This is a genomic window from Caulobacter sp. SLTY, from assembly GCF_009905535.1.
Taxonomy (GTDB): Bacteria; Pseudomonadota; Alphaproteobacteria; order Caulobacterales; family Caulobacteraceae; genus Caulobacter.
This window is the reverse complement of record NZ_JAAALA010000019.1, coordinates 22,911-36,986: the sequence shown is the minus strand read 5'-3', so window position 1 is coordinate 36,986 and position 14,076 is coordinate 22,911. Positions and strand designations below refer to the sequence as shown.

At 67.6% G+C, this 14,076-nt stretch carries 12 protein-coding genes; 6 read left to right on the top strand and 6 right to left on the bottom strand.

Annotated elements, in window-relative coordinates; translation table 11 throughout:
- Positions 1–35 precede the first annotated feature (35 nt).
- The 3 genes from GVN21_RS12285 to argF all read left to right on the top strand — a co-directional run bounded on the left by GVN21_RS12285 (position 36) and on the right by argF (position 3,144).
- Entirely contained in the window at positions 36–902 is an 867-nt protein-coding gene (locus GVN21_RS12285; protein ID WP_166575042.1) for a M20/M25/M40 family metallo-hydrolase, read from the top strand.
- A gap of 101 nt (positions 903–1,003) precedes the next feature.
- On the top strand, positions 1,004–2,221 hold the full coding sequence (locus tag GVN21_RS12280; protein ID WP_240902903.1) for an aspartate aminotransferase family protein: 1,218 nt from the start codon (positions 1,004–1,006) through the stop codon (positions 2,219–2,221).
- On the top strand, positions 2,218–3,144 hold the full coding sequence (argF, locus tag GVN21_RS12275) for an ornithine carbamoyltransferase (protein ID WP_166575041.1): 927 nt from the start codon (positions 2,218–2,220) through the stop codon (positions 3,142–3,144). Before GVN21_RS12280 ends, argF begins: the two co-directional genes overlap by 4 nt.
- A 57-nt stretch (positions 3,145–3,201) precedes the next feature.
- Here the strand turns inward: argF and GVN21_RS12270 are convergent, their stop codons facing one another.
- Positions 3,202–3,870 (bottom strand): hypothetical protein, encoded by a 669-nt coding sequence (locus GVN21_RS12270; protein WP_166575040.1) that lies wholly within the window; start codon positions 3,868–3,870, stop codon positions 3,202–3,204.
- Between the two features lie 375 nt (positions 3,871–4,245).
- Between GVN21_RS12270 and GVN21_RS12265 the strand changes: the two genes are divergently transcribed.
- Positions 4,246–6,042 (top strand): long-chain-acyl-CoA synthetase, encoded by a 1,797-nt coding sequence (locus GVN21_RS12265; protein WP_166575039.1) that lies wholly within the window; start codon positions 4,246–4,248, stop codon positions 6,040–6,042.
- 3 nt (positions 6,043–6,045) lie between these two features.
- Here the strand turns inward: GVN21_RS12265 and GVN21_RS12260 are convergent, their stop codons facing one another.
- A complete protein-coding gene (locus GVN21_RS12260; RefSeq protein ID WP_166575038.1) occupies positions 6,046–6,951 on the bottom strand; it encodes a glutathione S-transferase family protein in 906 nt (301 codons plus the stop codon).
- A 260-nt stretch (positions 6,952–7,211) separates the two neighbouring features.
- Positions 7,212–7,532, bottom strand: a complete 321-nt coding sequence (locus GVN21_RS12255) for a DUF1905 domain-containing protein (protein ID WP_346764258.1) — start codon at positions 7,530–7,532, stop codon at positions 7,212–7,214.
- A 138-nt stretch (positions 7,533–7,670) separates the two neighbouring features.
- On the opposite strand from GVN21_RS12255, the gene GVN21_RS12250 reads away from it, so the two are divergent.
- Together GVN21_RS12250 and GVN21_RS12245 are read left to right on the top strand one after the other, a co-directional pair.
- On the top strand, positions 7,671–8,297 hold the full coding sequence (locus GVN21_RS12250; RefSeq protein WP_166575037.1) for a hypothetical protein: 627 nt from the start codon (positions 7,671–7,673) through the stop codon (positions 8,295–8,297).
- 30 nt (positions 8,298–8,327) lie between these two features.
- Positions 8,328–8,633, top strand: coding sequence for a transcriptional regulator (locus GVN21_RS12245; RefSeq protein WP_166575036.1), 306 nt, complete (start codon positions 8,328–8,330; stop codon positions 8,631–8,633).
- 94 nt (positions 8,634–8,727) lie between these two features.
- Here GVN21_RS12245 and GVN21_RS12240 read toward each other — a convergent pair whose 3' ends face one another.
- From GVN21_RS12240 to GVN21_RS12230, 3 genes are all read right to left on the bottom strand, one after another.
- Positions 8,728–11,499 (bottom strand): pitrilysin family protein, encoded by a 2,772-nt coding sequence (locus GVN21_RS12240; RefSeq protein ID WP_166575035.1) that lies wholly within the window; start codon positions 11,497–11,499, stop codon positions 8,728–8,730.
- A 105-nt stretch (positions 11,500–11,604) separates the two neighbouring features.
- Complete coding sequence (gene bioB / locus GVN21_RS12235; RefSeq protein ID WP_166575034.1) at positions 11,605–12,606, bottom strand: biotin synthase BioB; 1,002 nt, start codon at positions 12,604–12,606, stop codon at positions 11,605–11,607.
- 79 nt (positions 12,607–12,685) lie between these two features.
- Positions 12,686–13,993 (bottom strand): amidohydrolase family protein, encoded by a 1,308-nt coding sequence (locus tag GVN21_RS12230; RefSeq protein WP_166575033.1) that lies wholly within the window; start codon positions 13,991–13,993, stop codon positions 12,686–12,688.
- Positions 13,994–14,076: the final 83 nt, after the last annotated feature.

The window sequence follows — 14,076 nt, the reverse complement described above, 5'->3', positions numbered from 1 at the left end:
GTAAGCCTGTCCTCCTCGAAACGGGGGAGGCCTTCATGCGTCGATTGGCAGCTGTTCTGGCCGGGGTCATCGCCCTGGTCGCGGGTCCGGCCAGCGCCGGCACGATCGAGGATGTGGCGACCTTCATCCAGCCAGACCAACCCGGGCGGCTCAAGGCGCTCGAAGCTCTGCTCAAGCGCGAGGGCCTGTCCTACGAGATCCAGACCTTCGACGGCGGGGCCAAGGGCAAGCCGGCGAAAGGCTACAACGTCGTGGTCACCATCGGCTCAGGCGACAAGGACATCCTCCTGACCGCCCACTACGATGCGGTGTTCCTCAAGGACGGCAAGATGGTCGAAGGGGTGGTGGACAACGCCGCCTCGGTGGTCGGCATCATCCAGGCGGCCAAGGTCCTTAAAGGCCAGAAGCTGAAGCATCGCCTGCGGGTCATCTTCTTCGACCAGGAGGAACTGGGCCTGATCGGCGCCAAGGCCTATGCCGCCGGGCCGGACGCCGGCCGTGTGGCGGCGGTGATCAACTTCGACGTCAACGCCTTCGGCAACACCCCCTTCTTCTCCGAGCCGAAGGATCCGGCCCTGTCGGCCGCCGTGCGCAGGGCCTGCGCGGCGGCGAAGACCGACTGCGTCAGCTTTCCGGTCTACCCGCCGAGCGACTATCTGGCCTTCCGGGCCAAGGGCATTCCCGAGACCTCCTTCAGCATCATGGGCCAGAAGGACGTTCACCAGCTGTGGCTGTTCATGAACGCTGGCAAGGACTCCGGCCTCGCCGAGGGGTTCGTTCCCGGCGTGCTGGCGCAGATCCACACCGACAAGGACACCCTGTCAGCGGTTGACCCCAAGACGGTCGAGTTGGCCGGGCGTCTGGCGGTTCAGCTGGTGACGGCGGTCGACGCGGCGGAATAGCCCCGAAATCATTGACATTTCGGCGGTCCGCCGCGACAACGCAAAGCCTTCCGGTCCCGCCGCGAATCCCGCTGCGGGGCCTTCACTTTTGGGAGGCAACCTTGTCCAGCCCGACGTCCGTCACGCCCGTCAACGACCACATCATGGGCGTCTACAACCGCGCCCCGCTGGCCGTCGCGCGAGGCGAGGGCGTCCGACTTTGGGACGAGGACGGGCGAGAGTACCTCGACTGCGTGGCGGGCATCGCCACCAACGGTCTGGGCCACTGCCATCCCACACTGGTCGCGGCGCTGAAGGAGCAGGGCGAGAAGCTCTGGCACACCTCCAACATCTTCCGCATCCCCGGCCAGGAAAAGCTGGCCGAGCGACTGTGCGCCGAGACCTTCGCCGACGTGGTGTTCTTCACCAACAGCGGCACCGAGGCCATCGAGTGCGCCCTGAAGACCGCGCGCAAGTACCACACGGCCAACGGCAACCCCGAGCGTGTGGTCATCTGGGGCTTCGATGGAAGCTTCCACGGCCGCTCCTATGCCGCCATCAACGCGGCCGGTAACCCCAGCTACGTCGAGGGCTTCGGTCCCCGGCTCGAGAATTACAAACAGCTGACCTGGGGCGACCACGAGGCAATCAAGGCGGCCATCGCCGACCCCACTACGGCGGCGATCATCGTCGAGCCGGTGCAGGGCGAGGGCGGTGCGCGCGCCATGCCGGAAGTCTGCCTGCGTGGCCTGCGGGCCCTGACCCGCGAGCATGGCGTGCTGGTCATCTTCGACGAGGTCCAGTGCGGCATGGGCCGCACCGGCAAGCTGTTCGCCCACGAATGGGCCGAGGACGCCGCGCCGGACATCATGTGCGTGGCCAAGGCGCTCGGCGGCGGCTTCCCCGTCGGGGCCTGCCTGGCCTCGGCGGAAGCCGCCAAGGGCATGACCGTGGGCGTTCATGGGTCCACTTTCGGCGGCAACCCGCTGGCCATGGCGGTGGGGCTGGCGGCGTTCAATGAGATCGCCAAGCCCGAGACCCTGGAGCATGTGCGCGAGGTGGCCGGCTATTTCGTCCAGCAGCTGTCAGGCCTGCTCGACCGCTATCCGGACGTGATCAGCGAGATCCGCGGCAAGGGCCTGCTGATCGGCCTCAAGCTGATCCCCAACAACCGCGAGTTCATGGGCATCGCGCGCGACCAGGGCCTGCTGGTGGCCGGCGGCGGGGACAACCTGGTGCGGCTGCTGCCCTCGCTGCTGATCACCCAGGAAGAGGCGCGCGAGGCCGTCCAGAAGCTGGAAAAGGCCTGCGAGGCCGTCCGGGCGAAGGCGGCGGCATGAGCCAGTTGCGCCACTTTATCGATCTCTGGAAGCTTGAGCCGGAGGTCCTGCGGACCATCCTCGACGACGCGCATACCCGCAAGGCCAGCCGCAAGGGCTGGACCACTGGCATGGTCGACCACGACGCGCCGGGCAAGGGCCGTCGCCTGGCGATGATCTTCGAGAAGCACTCGACCCGCACCCGCTTCAGCTTCGACGCGGGCATGACCCAGCTCGGCGGCTCGACCCTGATCTCAACCGCCTCGGATATGCAGCTGGGACGCGGGGAGACGATCGAGGATACCGCCCGGGTGCTGTCGCGCATGGTGGACGCGGTGATGATCCGCGCCAACAACCACGAGGACGTCCAGCGCTTTGCCCAGTACAGCAGCGTGCCGGTGGTCAACGGCCTGACCGACAAGAGCCACCCCTGCCAGATCATGGCCGACCTTCTGACCTTCGAGGAACACCTCGGCCGAGTTGAGGGCCAGACCATCGCCTGGATCGGGGACGGCAATAACGTCTGCTCGACCTTCATCCAGGCGGCGGCCAAGTTCCGGTTCAAGCTGCAGATCGCCTGTCCGCCGCAGTATCATCCCGACATCCACGACCTGGCGCGTGGGGCGGAATGGGTGACCATGACCGACGATCCGGTCGCGGCGGTGGCCGGCGCCCAGTGCGTCGTCTCCGATACCTGGGTATCGATGGGCGACACCGACGGGGAAGCCCGCCTTGACGCCTTCGAAGCCTATCAGGTCGATGACGCCCTGATGGACAAGGCGGCGCCGGGGGCGAAGTTCATGCACTGCCTGCCCGCCCACCGGGGCGAGGAAGTCACCGACGAGGTGCTGGATGGACCCCGCTCCCTGGTCTGGGATGAGGCGGAAAACCGGATCCACGCTCAGAAGTCCATCCTGGCCTGGTGTTTCGGCGCCATCGGCTAGAACGAAGAAAGGGGCGGCTCCGGAAGGAGCCGCCCCAGTCATTTCGGGAGATTAAGCTTACTGCGGCACGGGCTCGGGCACGGGGGCCGGGACCGGAGCCGGTTCAGGGGTGACGATCGGCGGGGCCGCCGGGGTCGCCGGAGTCAGGGTCACCGTAGCCGGGGCGCCGAGGGTCGGCGCCGGCGGGGCAACGGGCTCAGCCGGGGTCGCGGCCGGGGCGCTCCGGACCGGAGCCGTGCGGCGGGCCGGGGCGCTGGCGGTGCGGCGCGCCGGCGGCGGGGCCGCTTCGGGCGTCGGGGTGCTGGCGACCGGCGGGGCCGGGATCGGTTCGGCCGGGACGATCGGCGCGGGTGTCGGCGCCGGAACCGGGGTGGGCGTCGCCGCCGGCGGCGTGGTCAGCAACGCCGACTCGGCTGGGGTGCGGTCCATGGTCGTCACGAAGGCGATGCCGGCCACGGCCAGGGCTGCCACGGCGATACCGGCGCCGATCATCAGCGGCTTGCGCGACGAGGTCGAACGGGCCGTGCGGCGCTCGCCGGCCGGAGCGCCGAACATCGGCTTCGCGGCGAAGGAAGAGGCGTCGGCGGTCGCGGCGGCAGCCATCGCCGGACCAGGCTGGACGGGCGCGGCGGTGCGGGTCACCGGCTTCTGGGGAGTGCGGGCAGGGACCGGAGCGGTTTCCGGGCCACCAAACAAGCCGCGAGCGGTCTCACGATAAATGGCCATGACAGCCTCCTCTGTTCTTATCGGTCGGAAGTGGAAACGGCGTTCACCCTGGCCGGTTCCATCGCTTATTTTTAGCGCAGGGCGCCGGGCGCCACCGAAACTTTGGATTTCCCTTGCCTTACAGGCAGTTGCTTAATGCACTCGCCTCGACTGCTAAAGTCGACCTGCGCCGACCTTGCGCAGGACCGACTTTATTCTGCTCGCCTCTCGCCACGTTTCGGCCGCACCCTCGCCGGGCGGATGCGAAAAAACTCGCCTGTCAGGTGAGGCGTCGGCGCCACGTTCACACCGCCTCAAGGGCTTTGGGCCAAGCTCGCCTTGACCGGACCTCGGGGCGCCGGGCATTGCTGTCATGCATATCGGAGGGGCCAGGCGATGAAGCTGCAGGCGCGGCTGAAGCGGGATTGGAAGTTCTTCCAGGGACTTCGTCGGACCCTCAAATGGGTCAAGCCCATCGCGCCCGAGTCGCCCAACCTGATCTGCGACGACCTCGAAAAGGCGGTCGACGCCCATCGCGACCGGCCGGCGATCACCTTCGAGGGCCGCACCGTCACCTATGGCGAACTGGACCAGATCGCCAACCGCTACGCCCACTGGGCCAAAGGCCAGGGGATCATGCGCGGCCAGACGGTGGCGCTGTTCATGCCCAACCGGCTGGAATACCTGGCCATATGGTATGGCCTGACCAAGGTTGGGGTTGCTACCGCCCTGATCAACAACAATCTGACCGGCCCGGCGCTGGCCCATTGCCTGAACATCTCCGGCGCCATGCACTGTCTGGTGGATGCCGAAACCTCGCCGATGTTCGAGGCGGTGAAGGACCAGCTTGGTCGGCATATGAACCAGTGGACCCTGGGGCCGGTGGTGGGTGAGCGGCGCGACCTGGTCACGGCGCTGAAGAGCTGCAGCCAGCTTCGCCCCGACCGCCAGAGCGCGCGGGGCGACCTGCGGGCCAAGGATACGGCGCTCTACATCTACACCAGCGGCACCACCGGCCTGCCCAAGGCGGCGCGCATCAACCACATGCGGGCCCAACTCTACATGCGGGGGTTCGCCGGGGCGACCGGTGCGGTGAAGACCGACCGCATCTACCAGACCCTGCCGCTTTACCACGCCACCGGGGGCATGTGCGCCATGGGGGCGGCGCTGCTGACCGGCGGCTCGATCGTGCTGAAGCGCAAGTTCTCGGCCACCCATTTCTGGAGCGATATCGCGGCCGAGGGCTGCACCATGTTCGTCTATATCGGTGAGCTATGCCGATACCTGGTCAACGCGCCGCCGCATCCAGAGGAGCGGTCTCACAAGTTGCGGCTGGCCTTTGGCAATGGCCTGCGGGGCGATGTCTGGGCCGAGATGGTCGAGCGGTTCGCCATTCCCGATGTGCTGGAGTTCTACGGCGCGACCGAGGGCAATGTGTCGACCTTCAACTGGGACGGCACGGTGGGGGCCATCGGGCGAATCCCCAACTGGCTGAAGAAGAAGGTCAACGCCCGCATCGTCCAGTTCGACGTAGAGACCGAACAGCCGATCCGCGGACCGAACGGCCTGTGCATCGAGTGCGGCGCCGGCCAGGTCGGCGAATGTATCGGCAAGATCGACGCCAGCGACGTGCGCACCAGCTTCACCGGCTATGCCGACAAGGCGGCGACCGAGAAGAAGATCCTCCGCGACGTCTTTGAGAAAGGCGACGCCTGGTTCCGCACCGGCGACCTGATGCGCCGGGACGAGGATGGATACATCTATTTCGTCGACCGCATCGGCGACACCTTCCGTTGGAAGGGAGAGAACGTCTCCACCGCCGAGGTCGCCGAGCAGTTGGCCCAGGCGCCGGGGGTGCTGGAAGCCAACGTCTATGGCGTCGAGGTGCCGGGCCAGGACGGCCGCGCGGGCATGGCAGCCCTGACCGTGGACGACAGCTTCGATCCGGAAGTGCTCTACGCGAGGATCGAGGCGGATATGCCCAGCTACGCGCAACCGCTGTTCCTGCGGTTGCAGCGTCAGATCGAGACCACGGGCACGTTCAAGTATCGCAAGGTGGACCTCGTCGAGGACGGCTTCGACCCGACGCGGACCAAGGACCCGATCTATTTCAAGAACCCGCTGAAAAAGGCCTATGTGAAGCTGACCAAGGCCAGCTTCACCAAGCTCCAGGAGGGCGGGTTCAAGCTGTAGGGCTTACCCCGGAAAGACCAGGTACCCCGTCTTCGGGAAGTGGACATGGACCTTGCCGACGGCCGGGTCTTCGCGGGCGATGACCGTGCGGTCCAGGGCGGCGGCGACCAGGGTTCCGCGCACCGGGTCGCGGCCATAGTCATCAGCCATGACGGTGACCTCGGCGCCCGGCGAGAGCAGTTGGGGATTGGCCGCGTCGTGCGGCGGAGGCTCGCCGGGCTCGGCGGCCTTGGCGATGGCCAGGGCCTCGGGGCCTGAGAGCGTCTTGAAATCGCCGTGGCCGATGGCGGCGACCCGCGCGCGCCAGTCGGCCAGACCGGGCATGCCGTCAGTCAGGCGGTCGAGCATGGCCGGCAGGTTCCGACCGAGGAACCAGACATTCATGTACGCAGCGATGTCGGCGAGGCCAGGCGCCTGGCCGGAGAGCCAGGGGGCGGTGGCCAGCTGGCCCTCGATCCAGGCGGCCTGGGCGCGCCACTGGCTGGACAGGGGTGCGGCGGCGGCCTTCATCGCGGCGACGTCGAACGGGCGGCCGGAGAGGGCCTCACGGTCCTTGATGAAGTCGGCGGGGACGTGTTCGCCAAGCTCGCCGAAGATGATCGGCACGGTGGTCTGGAAGAACTGGCGGTCGGCCCAGAGGTTGATCGCCCAGTCGAGGCCGGTGGCGGCGGGCGGCTCGGGGTAGCGGGCCTCGAGCTCGGCGAGGATGACCTGGGTGTCGCAGTAGACGTCGGCGCCGATCTGCATCGAGGGGGTGCGGCGGTAGCCGCCGGTCAGCGGGACATAGTCGGGCTTGGGCATCAGGGAGGGGATCTCTACCGACTGCCAGGCGATGGATTTCAGACCAAAGAGGAGGCGGACCTTCTCCGAGAAGGGGGAGGCGTCGAAGTGATGCAGGATGGGGGTCATGCGGGCGGTTCCTCGTTCTTTTGACGCATCCTAGGCGGACGGACGGCGGGTCAAGCAAAGCCTTTTCGCGCCCCTCCGATGTCATCCTTCGGCCGTGCGGAGCCCGGACCGGAGGACCCACCCGTCGGCTTGGCGCATGGCGGCTGCAGAGGACGAGCGGCCGTCGATGACGCCTGTGGGCTCCAAGCGGTTCCGCCCTCGCCGTGGGTCCTCCGGTCCGCCCTGCGGGCGGCCGAAGGATGACATCCGTGGGGGGCGGTCTAACGCCTCGGCGGGCGGAGGTTCATGGTGACCGCGATCACGTCGCCGGCGGTGATGTTGGCTTGGCGGCGGACGGCGTCCTTCAGCGGGAGGAGGTAGGCGTCGTCCTTGGGGAACAGGGAGGTGGTGAAGACGGTGTCGCCGATGGTGGCCTCGACCGGGATGACGCCCCAGCCGTAGGAGACGGCGCGGGCGGCCTGGCGGATGGTGTCGGACTGGGGCGTCGGGATGGGGGCGAAGAAGAAGGGTGAGGGGCCGCGCCAAGTGATGATGCGGGACTCGAAGGCGAAGCGGATGGCGAGGGCGTCTTCGAGGGTCACGGGGGTCAGTGTTGCGTGGGGTTTGACGGGGGGCAACGGGCGGCTCGCAGCGCCTCATTAGAAAGCACTTTACAATGCAAAGTGAATCGGGTATCCACGCCTCAACGAGAGACCTTTTGGGCCAGGGAGCCTGACGTCATGACCAAGGAACAGCTTCAGTCGGTGCGGGACGACATCGCCTTTATGCGGGCGCTCGCCGAGGAGGGCAGCCAGGTTCCGATGCTGGGCGGCGGGATCAGCGCCGCGGCCGGGCTGATCTTCGGGCTCGCGTCGGTGATCCATTGGCTGATCCAGTCCGAGATCCTGCGGGTCAGCCCCTGGTTCCTGATGGGAACCTGGGTCGGCGCCGGGGTCATCTTCGGCATCCTCTGCACGCTGCTGGTCCGGCGGACGCGGACCCAGGCGGGCGCCAACTCGGTGGTGAACAAGGCGACCGGGTCGGCCTGGTCGGCGGTCGGGTTCGCGATCTTCACCGTCTTCCTGGGGATGCTGGCCATCGGCTACACGACCAAGAACTCCGGGGTCTTCTACATCTTCCCGGTGATGATCCTGGCGCTGTACGGCGCCGCCTGGACGGTGGCGGCCGACCTCACCGGCAAGGGCTGGATCCGGCTGGTGGCGCTGGGCTCGTTCGCCGGGGCGGTGCTCATGGGGCTTCTTACCAGTCACCCGATGCAGATGCTGGCCTATGCCGCGGCGCTGATCCTGCTGGCCTTCGTGCCGGGGGTGATCCTGATGCGGCAGGAGCCGGCGGAAACAATCTGAGCGAACCCTGAACAGGCTTGAGGAGTCCGCGTGATGGACGACTTCGATATCGAGAAGATCGACGAGGTGATCCACGGCCGTATCCGGTTGGGCATCATGGCCTTCCTGTCGGGGGCGGACTCGGCGGACTTCAACGGGCTGAAGGCCCGGCTGGGAGCGACCGACGGCAACCTGTCGGCCCACCTGCGGAAGCTGGAGGACGCGGGGTATGTGGCGATCGACAAGAGCTTCGTCGATCGCAAGCCGCTCACCAAGGTGAGCCTGACCGAGGCCGGGCGGAAGGCGTTCACGGCGTATCTGGATGCGATGAAGCGGCTGGTGGAGGGGATGGGGTGAAGTCTCGGTCCTGCTCCCGGCAAGCGGGAGAAGGAAAAAGAAAAAGCCGGCCCGTTGCGGGGCCGGCTTTCGCTTTTGGAGCTGGCGCCCAGCGCTACCGCACCGGCTTGCCGTCCGCGTCGACCACGATGACCGGGCCATAGTCCAAGGCCTTGAGGTCCTTTTCGATCTTGGCGCGGTCGCCGACCACGATCCAGGTGATCTGGTCGGGTTTGATCACCTTCTTGGCGGCGGCGTTGACGCCGGCTACGTCGACGGCCTTCAGGCCGGGGGCGTAGCCGTCCCAGAAGTCGGCCGGGCGCTCCAGGGTGTAGAGGCTGGACAGCGAGCCCAGGACCGCGCCGCCGGTTTCCCATTGACCGGGCAGGGACTGGGTCATGTCCTGCTGGGCCTTGGCCAGCTCCTCGGCGGTGATCGGGTTCTTGCCGACCACGCCGTCCAGCTCCTTCTTGAACTCGACCATGGATTCCTTGGTCTTGTCCGTCTGGACCCCGGCGGTGGCCACGAAAGCGCGGGGGCCGATGGCGCCGTTCATGAAGCTGCCGGCGCCGTAGGACCAGTGCTTGTCCTCGCGCAGGTTCATGTTCAGGCGGCTGACGAAGGCCCCGCCGAACACATTGTTCATCAGCTCGACGGCCCGCTCGTCGCTTTCGTCCCGCGGGGCGGCCGGGATGGCGGCCATGATGGTGGTCTGCTGGGCGCCGGGCTTGTCGACCAGATAGATGGCGCGCGGGGCTGAGGCGAAGGGCGGCACCTGGGCGCGGGTCGCCGCGGTGGGCGACTTCCAGCCGCCGAAGCGGGCCTCCAGCTTTGCGGTCAGTTCCGGCAGGGTGATGTCGCCGACGGCCACGATCATGGCCCCGTTCGGGTTCAGCTGGCGCTGGTGGAAGGCGACCAGGTCTTCACGGGTGACGCTGTTGATCGTCTGTTCGGTGACCAGGATCCCGTTGGGGTGGGTCTCGCCGAAGACCTTGTTTTGCAGCACCCGCGAGGCGATGGCGCCTGGCTGTTGCTTGGCCCGCTGCAGGGCGGCGACCTCCAGCTTGCGCAGGCGGTCCAGCTCGGCCTCGGGGAAGGTCGGCCGCAGGACCACGTCGGCCATCAGGTCGAGCGAGGGATCCAGGTTGGTCTTCAGCGACGACAGCCCGACCGACGAGAACAGCGGACCGGCACCGGTCGACAGCGTGGCGCCCAGTTCGGACTGCTGGCGGCTGATGGTCAGGGCGTCGCGCTTGCCGGCGCCCTCGTCCAGCATGCCCATGGCCAGGCCGGCGACCGAGCGGTCCTCGGCCGGCTGGCCGACGAAACCGGTCGGGAAGATCATCTGCAGCTCGACCACCGGCACGGCGGTGCGGCGGGCCAGCATCACCTTCATGCTGTTCGACAGGGTCGCGGTCTCGTACTTGTCGAAGGCCGGGGCGGCGATGGCGCCGACCGGCGGGGCGGGCTCACGCTTGCCTTCCGGCAGGGCGGCCTCCTGGAACGGGTAGGGCGTCAGGTCGAGGGTGAAGTCGCCGTCGGTCAGCCAGGTGTTGGCGGCCTTCTTCAGGTCGGCCGGGGTGGCGGTCTTCCAGCGCTCGAGGGTGATCTTGTAGGCGTCCGGGCTGCCGCGGAACACCTGGCTCTCGGCCAGGATGTCCGACTTGCCGCCGAAGCCGCCGATGCGCTCGGCGCCGCGGACGAAGGCGGCCGAACGGTCGACCTTGATCTTGTTCAGCTCGGCCTGGGTGGGGCCCTCGCGCAGCAGCTTTGCGAGCTCTTCCTCGACGACCTCTTCGATCTTGGAGAGCGGCACGCCCGGCTTGGCGGTGACCTGGATATGGAAGGTCGAGCCGATCTCGCCTTCCGCCAGGAAGGAGCCGACGCCAGTGGCGATCTGGTCTTCATAGACCAGGCGCTTGTAGAGGCGGGCGGTCTTGTCCGAGGACAGGACGTCGCTCAGCAGGGACAGATAGTCGGCATCCGCGCTGCCGCCTTCCGGCACGTTCCAGACGCGGTACCAACGGGCCTGGGCGACGCGGTCCTGGACCTCGGCGCGCTGGCTGCCGGTGCGCTTGGCGACCCAGACCTTCTGCTTGGCCACCGGCGGGCCGGCGGGGATTTTGCCGAAGTACTTTTCCGCCTTGGCCTTGGCTTCGGCCGGGGTGATGTCGCCGGCCAGGACCAGGGTGGCGTTGGCCGGGCCGTAGTAGGTCTTGAACCAGTCCTTGACGTCCTGCAGGGAGGCGGCGTCGAGGTCGGCCATCTCGCCGATGACGGTGTGGCCGTAGGGGTGGTCAGCGTCGTAGGTGCTGGCCGTGATGATGTCCCAGGCGATGCTGTAGGGCTGGTTCTGGCCCTGGCGCTTTTCGTTCTGGACGACGCCGCGCTGTTCATCCAGCCGGGCCTGGTCGATGGCGCCGACCAGCCAGCCCATCCGGTCGCTTTCCAGCCACAGCACCTGGTCCAGGGCGGCGGTAGGCACGTTCTGGAAGTAGTTGGTGCGGTCGGTGTTGGTGGTTCCGTTCATGTCGGTGGCGCCGAGCTTTTCCAGCGCCTTGAACCAGTCGGTGTTGGCGTTTTCGGAGCCGTTGAACATCAGGTGTTCGAACAGGTGGGCGAAGCCGGTCTTGCCCTTGGGCTCGTTCTTGGAGCCGACGTGGTACCAGATGTTGACCGCCACGATGGGGGCCTTGTGGTCCTCGTGAACGATCACCGTCAGGCCGTTGGACAGGGTGAACTTGGTGTAGGGGATGTCGATGCTGGGCAGGGCCGGAGCCGGCGCCGCGGCGGCCGCTTTCGGCTTGGCTTGAGCGAGGGCGACGGCGGGCATGGCGAGGATGGCCGCGACGGCGGTCGCCGCGAGCAGGCGTTTGGCGAGATGCATGGAAGTCCCCAGAAGCGGCGCGAGGAGGCCTCCCCTCGCGAGATGGCGCAACCTACTTCGAGAGAGAAGGGGCGTGGATTAAGGTTTTGTCATGGAGTGGGTGGATCAGGCGGGAGCGCCCGCCCCCATCGGCCGCATCCCGAGGTCGGCCAACAGCAGAGAGTCCTTGTCGGCGCCCGGCAGCGGGGTGGTCAGCAGCTTGCCGCCGATGAAGATGGAATTGGCGCCGGCGAGGAAGCAGAGGGCCTGGATCTCACGGCTCATGGTCTCGCGGCCGGCGGCGATGCGGACCATCGACTTGGGGCAGACCAGGCGGGCGACCGCGATGGTGCGGACGAATTCCAGCCCGTCGATCTCGCCCTCGACCTTGATCTTGTCGCCCAGCGGCGTGCCGGCGATCGGCACCAGGGCGTTGACCGGCAGGCTCTCGGGATGCACCGGCAAGATGGCCAGCTGATGCAGCAGGCCGGCGCGATCGACGCGGGTCTCGCCCATGCCGACAATGCCGCCGCAGCAGGTGGACATGCCGGCGTCGCGGACGTGTTCGAGGGTGTCGAGGCGGTCCTGGTAGGTGCGGGTGGTGACGACCTCGCCATAGTACTCGGGCGAGGTGTCGAGGTTGTGGTTGTAGTAGTCGAGGCCGGCGGCCTTGAGGGCCACGGCCTGGTCGGCGGTGAGCATGCCCAGCGTGGCGCAGGTCTCCAGGCCCAGCGCCTTCACCCCGCCGATCATCGCCGCGACCTTGGGCAGGTCGCGGTCCTTCAGGTCGCGCCAGGCGGCGCCCATGCAGAAGCGTTGCGCCCCGCCGGCCTGGGCCTCGCGGGCGGCGGCGATCACGGTGTCGGCGTCCATCAGCTTGCTGGCCTGCAGGCCGGTCTTGAAGCTGGCCGACTGGCTGCAGTAGCCGCAGTTCTCGGCGCAGCCGCCGGTCTTGACGCTGAGGAGCTGGGAGAGCTGCAACTCGGTGGGGTCGAACCAGCGGCGGTGGACCTGGGCAGCCTGGAACACCAGCTCGGTGAACGGCAGGTCGAAGAGGGCCTCGATCTCGTCCCTGGTCCAGTCGTGGCGCGGCAGGGCGGGGTCGGCGAACTGGACGGGGGCGTTCATGTGGGCCTCATGTGGCGTCTTGGCGGGGCGGTTGTAGGGGCGAGCGGCGTTCAGGGAAAGCCTCTGCCCCTCAGTGAGCTCAGCCCTTGTAGATCCGCCCGCCGCGCATCACGAAGCCGACGCTTTTCAGCACCCGCACGTCGGTCAACGGGTCGCCCGAGACCGCGATGATGTCGGCCTGCTTGCCGGGCTCCAGGCTGCCGACCTCTCCCGAGAGGCCGAGCAGGTCCGCCGCATTCACCGTGGCAGCCTGGATGGCCTGCATGGGGGTCAGGCCATACCTGACCAGCAGTTCGAACTCGTCGGCGTTGCGGCCGTGCTTGGAGACTCCGGCGTCGGTCCCGAAGGCGATCTTCACGCCGCGTGGGACGCACTTCTGAAGGCTTTCGCCGGTGATCTTGATGCGCCAGTCGATCTTGGCCCGGACCGAGGGCGGATAGGCGTTGGGATCCTTGGCGATGCGCTCCAGGTAGCCGTTCACCGTCGAGAGGGTGGGGACGTAGTAGGCGCCGGTCTTGAGGAACAGGCGGATGGTTTCCTCGTCCATGATGGTGCCGTGCTCGATGCTATCGGCGCCGTAGGTGAGGGCCAGCTTGATGCCGTCGGCGCCGTGGGCGTGGACGGCGACCTTCTTGCCGTAGAGGTGGGCGGTCTCGATCAGGGCTTTGGCCTCGTCGTCGAACATCTGCTTGCCGACGCCGGCGCCGATGATGCTGTTCACCCCGCCGGTGGTGGCGATCTTGATCACGTCGGCGCCGCGGGAGATCTGCAGGCGGACGGCCTGGCGGCAGCTTTCGGGGCCGTCGCAGACGTTGCTGGTGGAGACCACCTCGCGGAACTGCTCGTTCAGGCCCAGGCGTTGGTCCATGTGACCGGAGCTGGTGGAGATCGAACTGGCGGCGTCGAGGATCCGGGGGCCATCGACCCAGCCCTTGGCGATGGCGTCGCGCAGGGCCAGGGTGACCCCGTCGCCGCTGCCCAGGTTGCGCACGGTGGTGAAGCCCGCCTGCAGCGTCTTCTTCGCGTTCATCTGGGCTTCGTAGGCGTGGGCGGGAACCGACTCGCTGACCCCCGCGACAAAGCCTTCGACACCGGCGCGGTCGCTGTCGAGGTGGACGTGGCTGTCGATCAGGCCGGGGAGGACGAACTTGTCCTTCAGGTCGACGATCTTGGCGCCGGGGATATCGACGAAGCCGTCGCGAATGGCTTCGATCTTGCCGTTGCGGATGACGATGGAGGCGTTCTTGCGCGGCGCCGTGCCCGGGCGGTCGAGCAGGGTTCCGGCGTGGACCACGGTGACGTCACCGGCTTCGGTTTGGGCGATGGCGGAACCGGCCAGGACGGCGGCGGCCGCAACCGCGGTGAGGGTGGCGAACTTTCGGAACATGCGAACTCCCCAGCAAGGTGACGGGAGCCTACGGGCCTCGCCGGCATCCGTCATCCTCGCTGTCCGGGATGACGGGGATTTAA

Excerpts from the sequence above, each read along its gene's own strand:
- GVN21_RS12285 (WP_166575042.1), top strand. The coding sequence starts at position 36 with ATGCGTCGATTGGCAGCTGTTCTGGCCGGGGTCATCGCCCTGGTCGCG.
- argF (WP_166575041.1), top strand. The coding sequence starts at position 2,218 with ATGAGCCAGTTGCGCCACTTTATCGATCTCTGGAAGCTTGAGCCGGAG.
- GVN21_RS12270 (WP_166575040.1), bottom strand. The coding sequence starts at position 3,870 with ATGGCCATTTATCGTGAGACCGCTCGCGGCTTGTTTGGTGGCCCGGAA.
- GVN21_RS12265 (WP_166575039.1), top strand. The coding sequence starts at position 4,246 with ATGAAGCTGCAGGCGCGGCTGAAGCGGGATTGGAAGTTCTTCCAGGGA.
- GVN21_RS12260 (WP_166575038.1), bottom strand. The coding sequence starts at position 6,951 with ATGACCCCCATCCTGCATCACTTCGACGCCTCCCCCTTCTCGGAGAAG.
- GVN21_RS12250 (WP_166575037.1), top strand. The coding sequence starts at position 7,671 with ATGACCAAGGAACAGCTTCAGTCGGTGCGGGACGACATCGCCTTTATG.
- GVN21_RS12240 (WP_166575035.1), bottom strand. The coding sequence starts at position 11,499 with ATGCATCTCGCCAAACGCCTGCTCGCGGCGACCGCCGTCGCGGCCATC.
- bioB (WP_166575034.1), bottom strand. The coding sequence starts at position 12,606 with ATGAACGCCCCCGTCCAGTTCGCCGACCCCGCCCTGCCGCGCCACGAC.
- GVN21_RS12230 (WP_166575033.1), bottom strand. The coding sequence starts at position 13,993 with ATGTTCCGAAAGTTCGCCACCCTCACCGCGGTTGCGGCCGCCGCCGTC.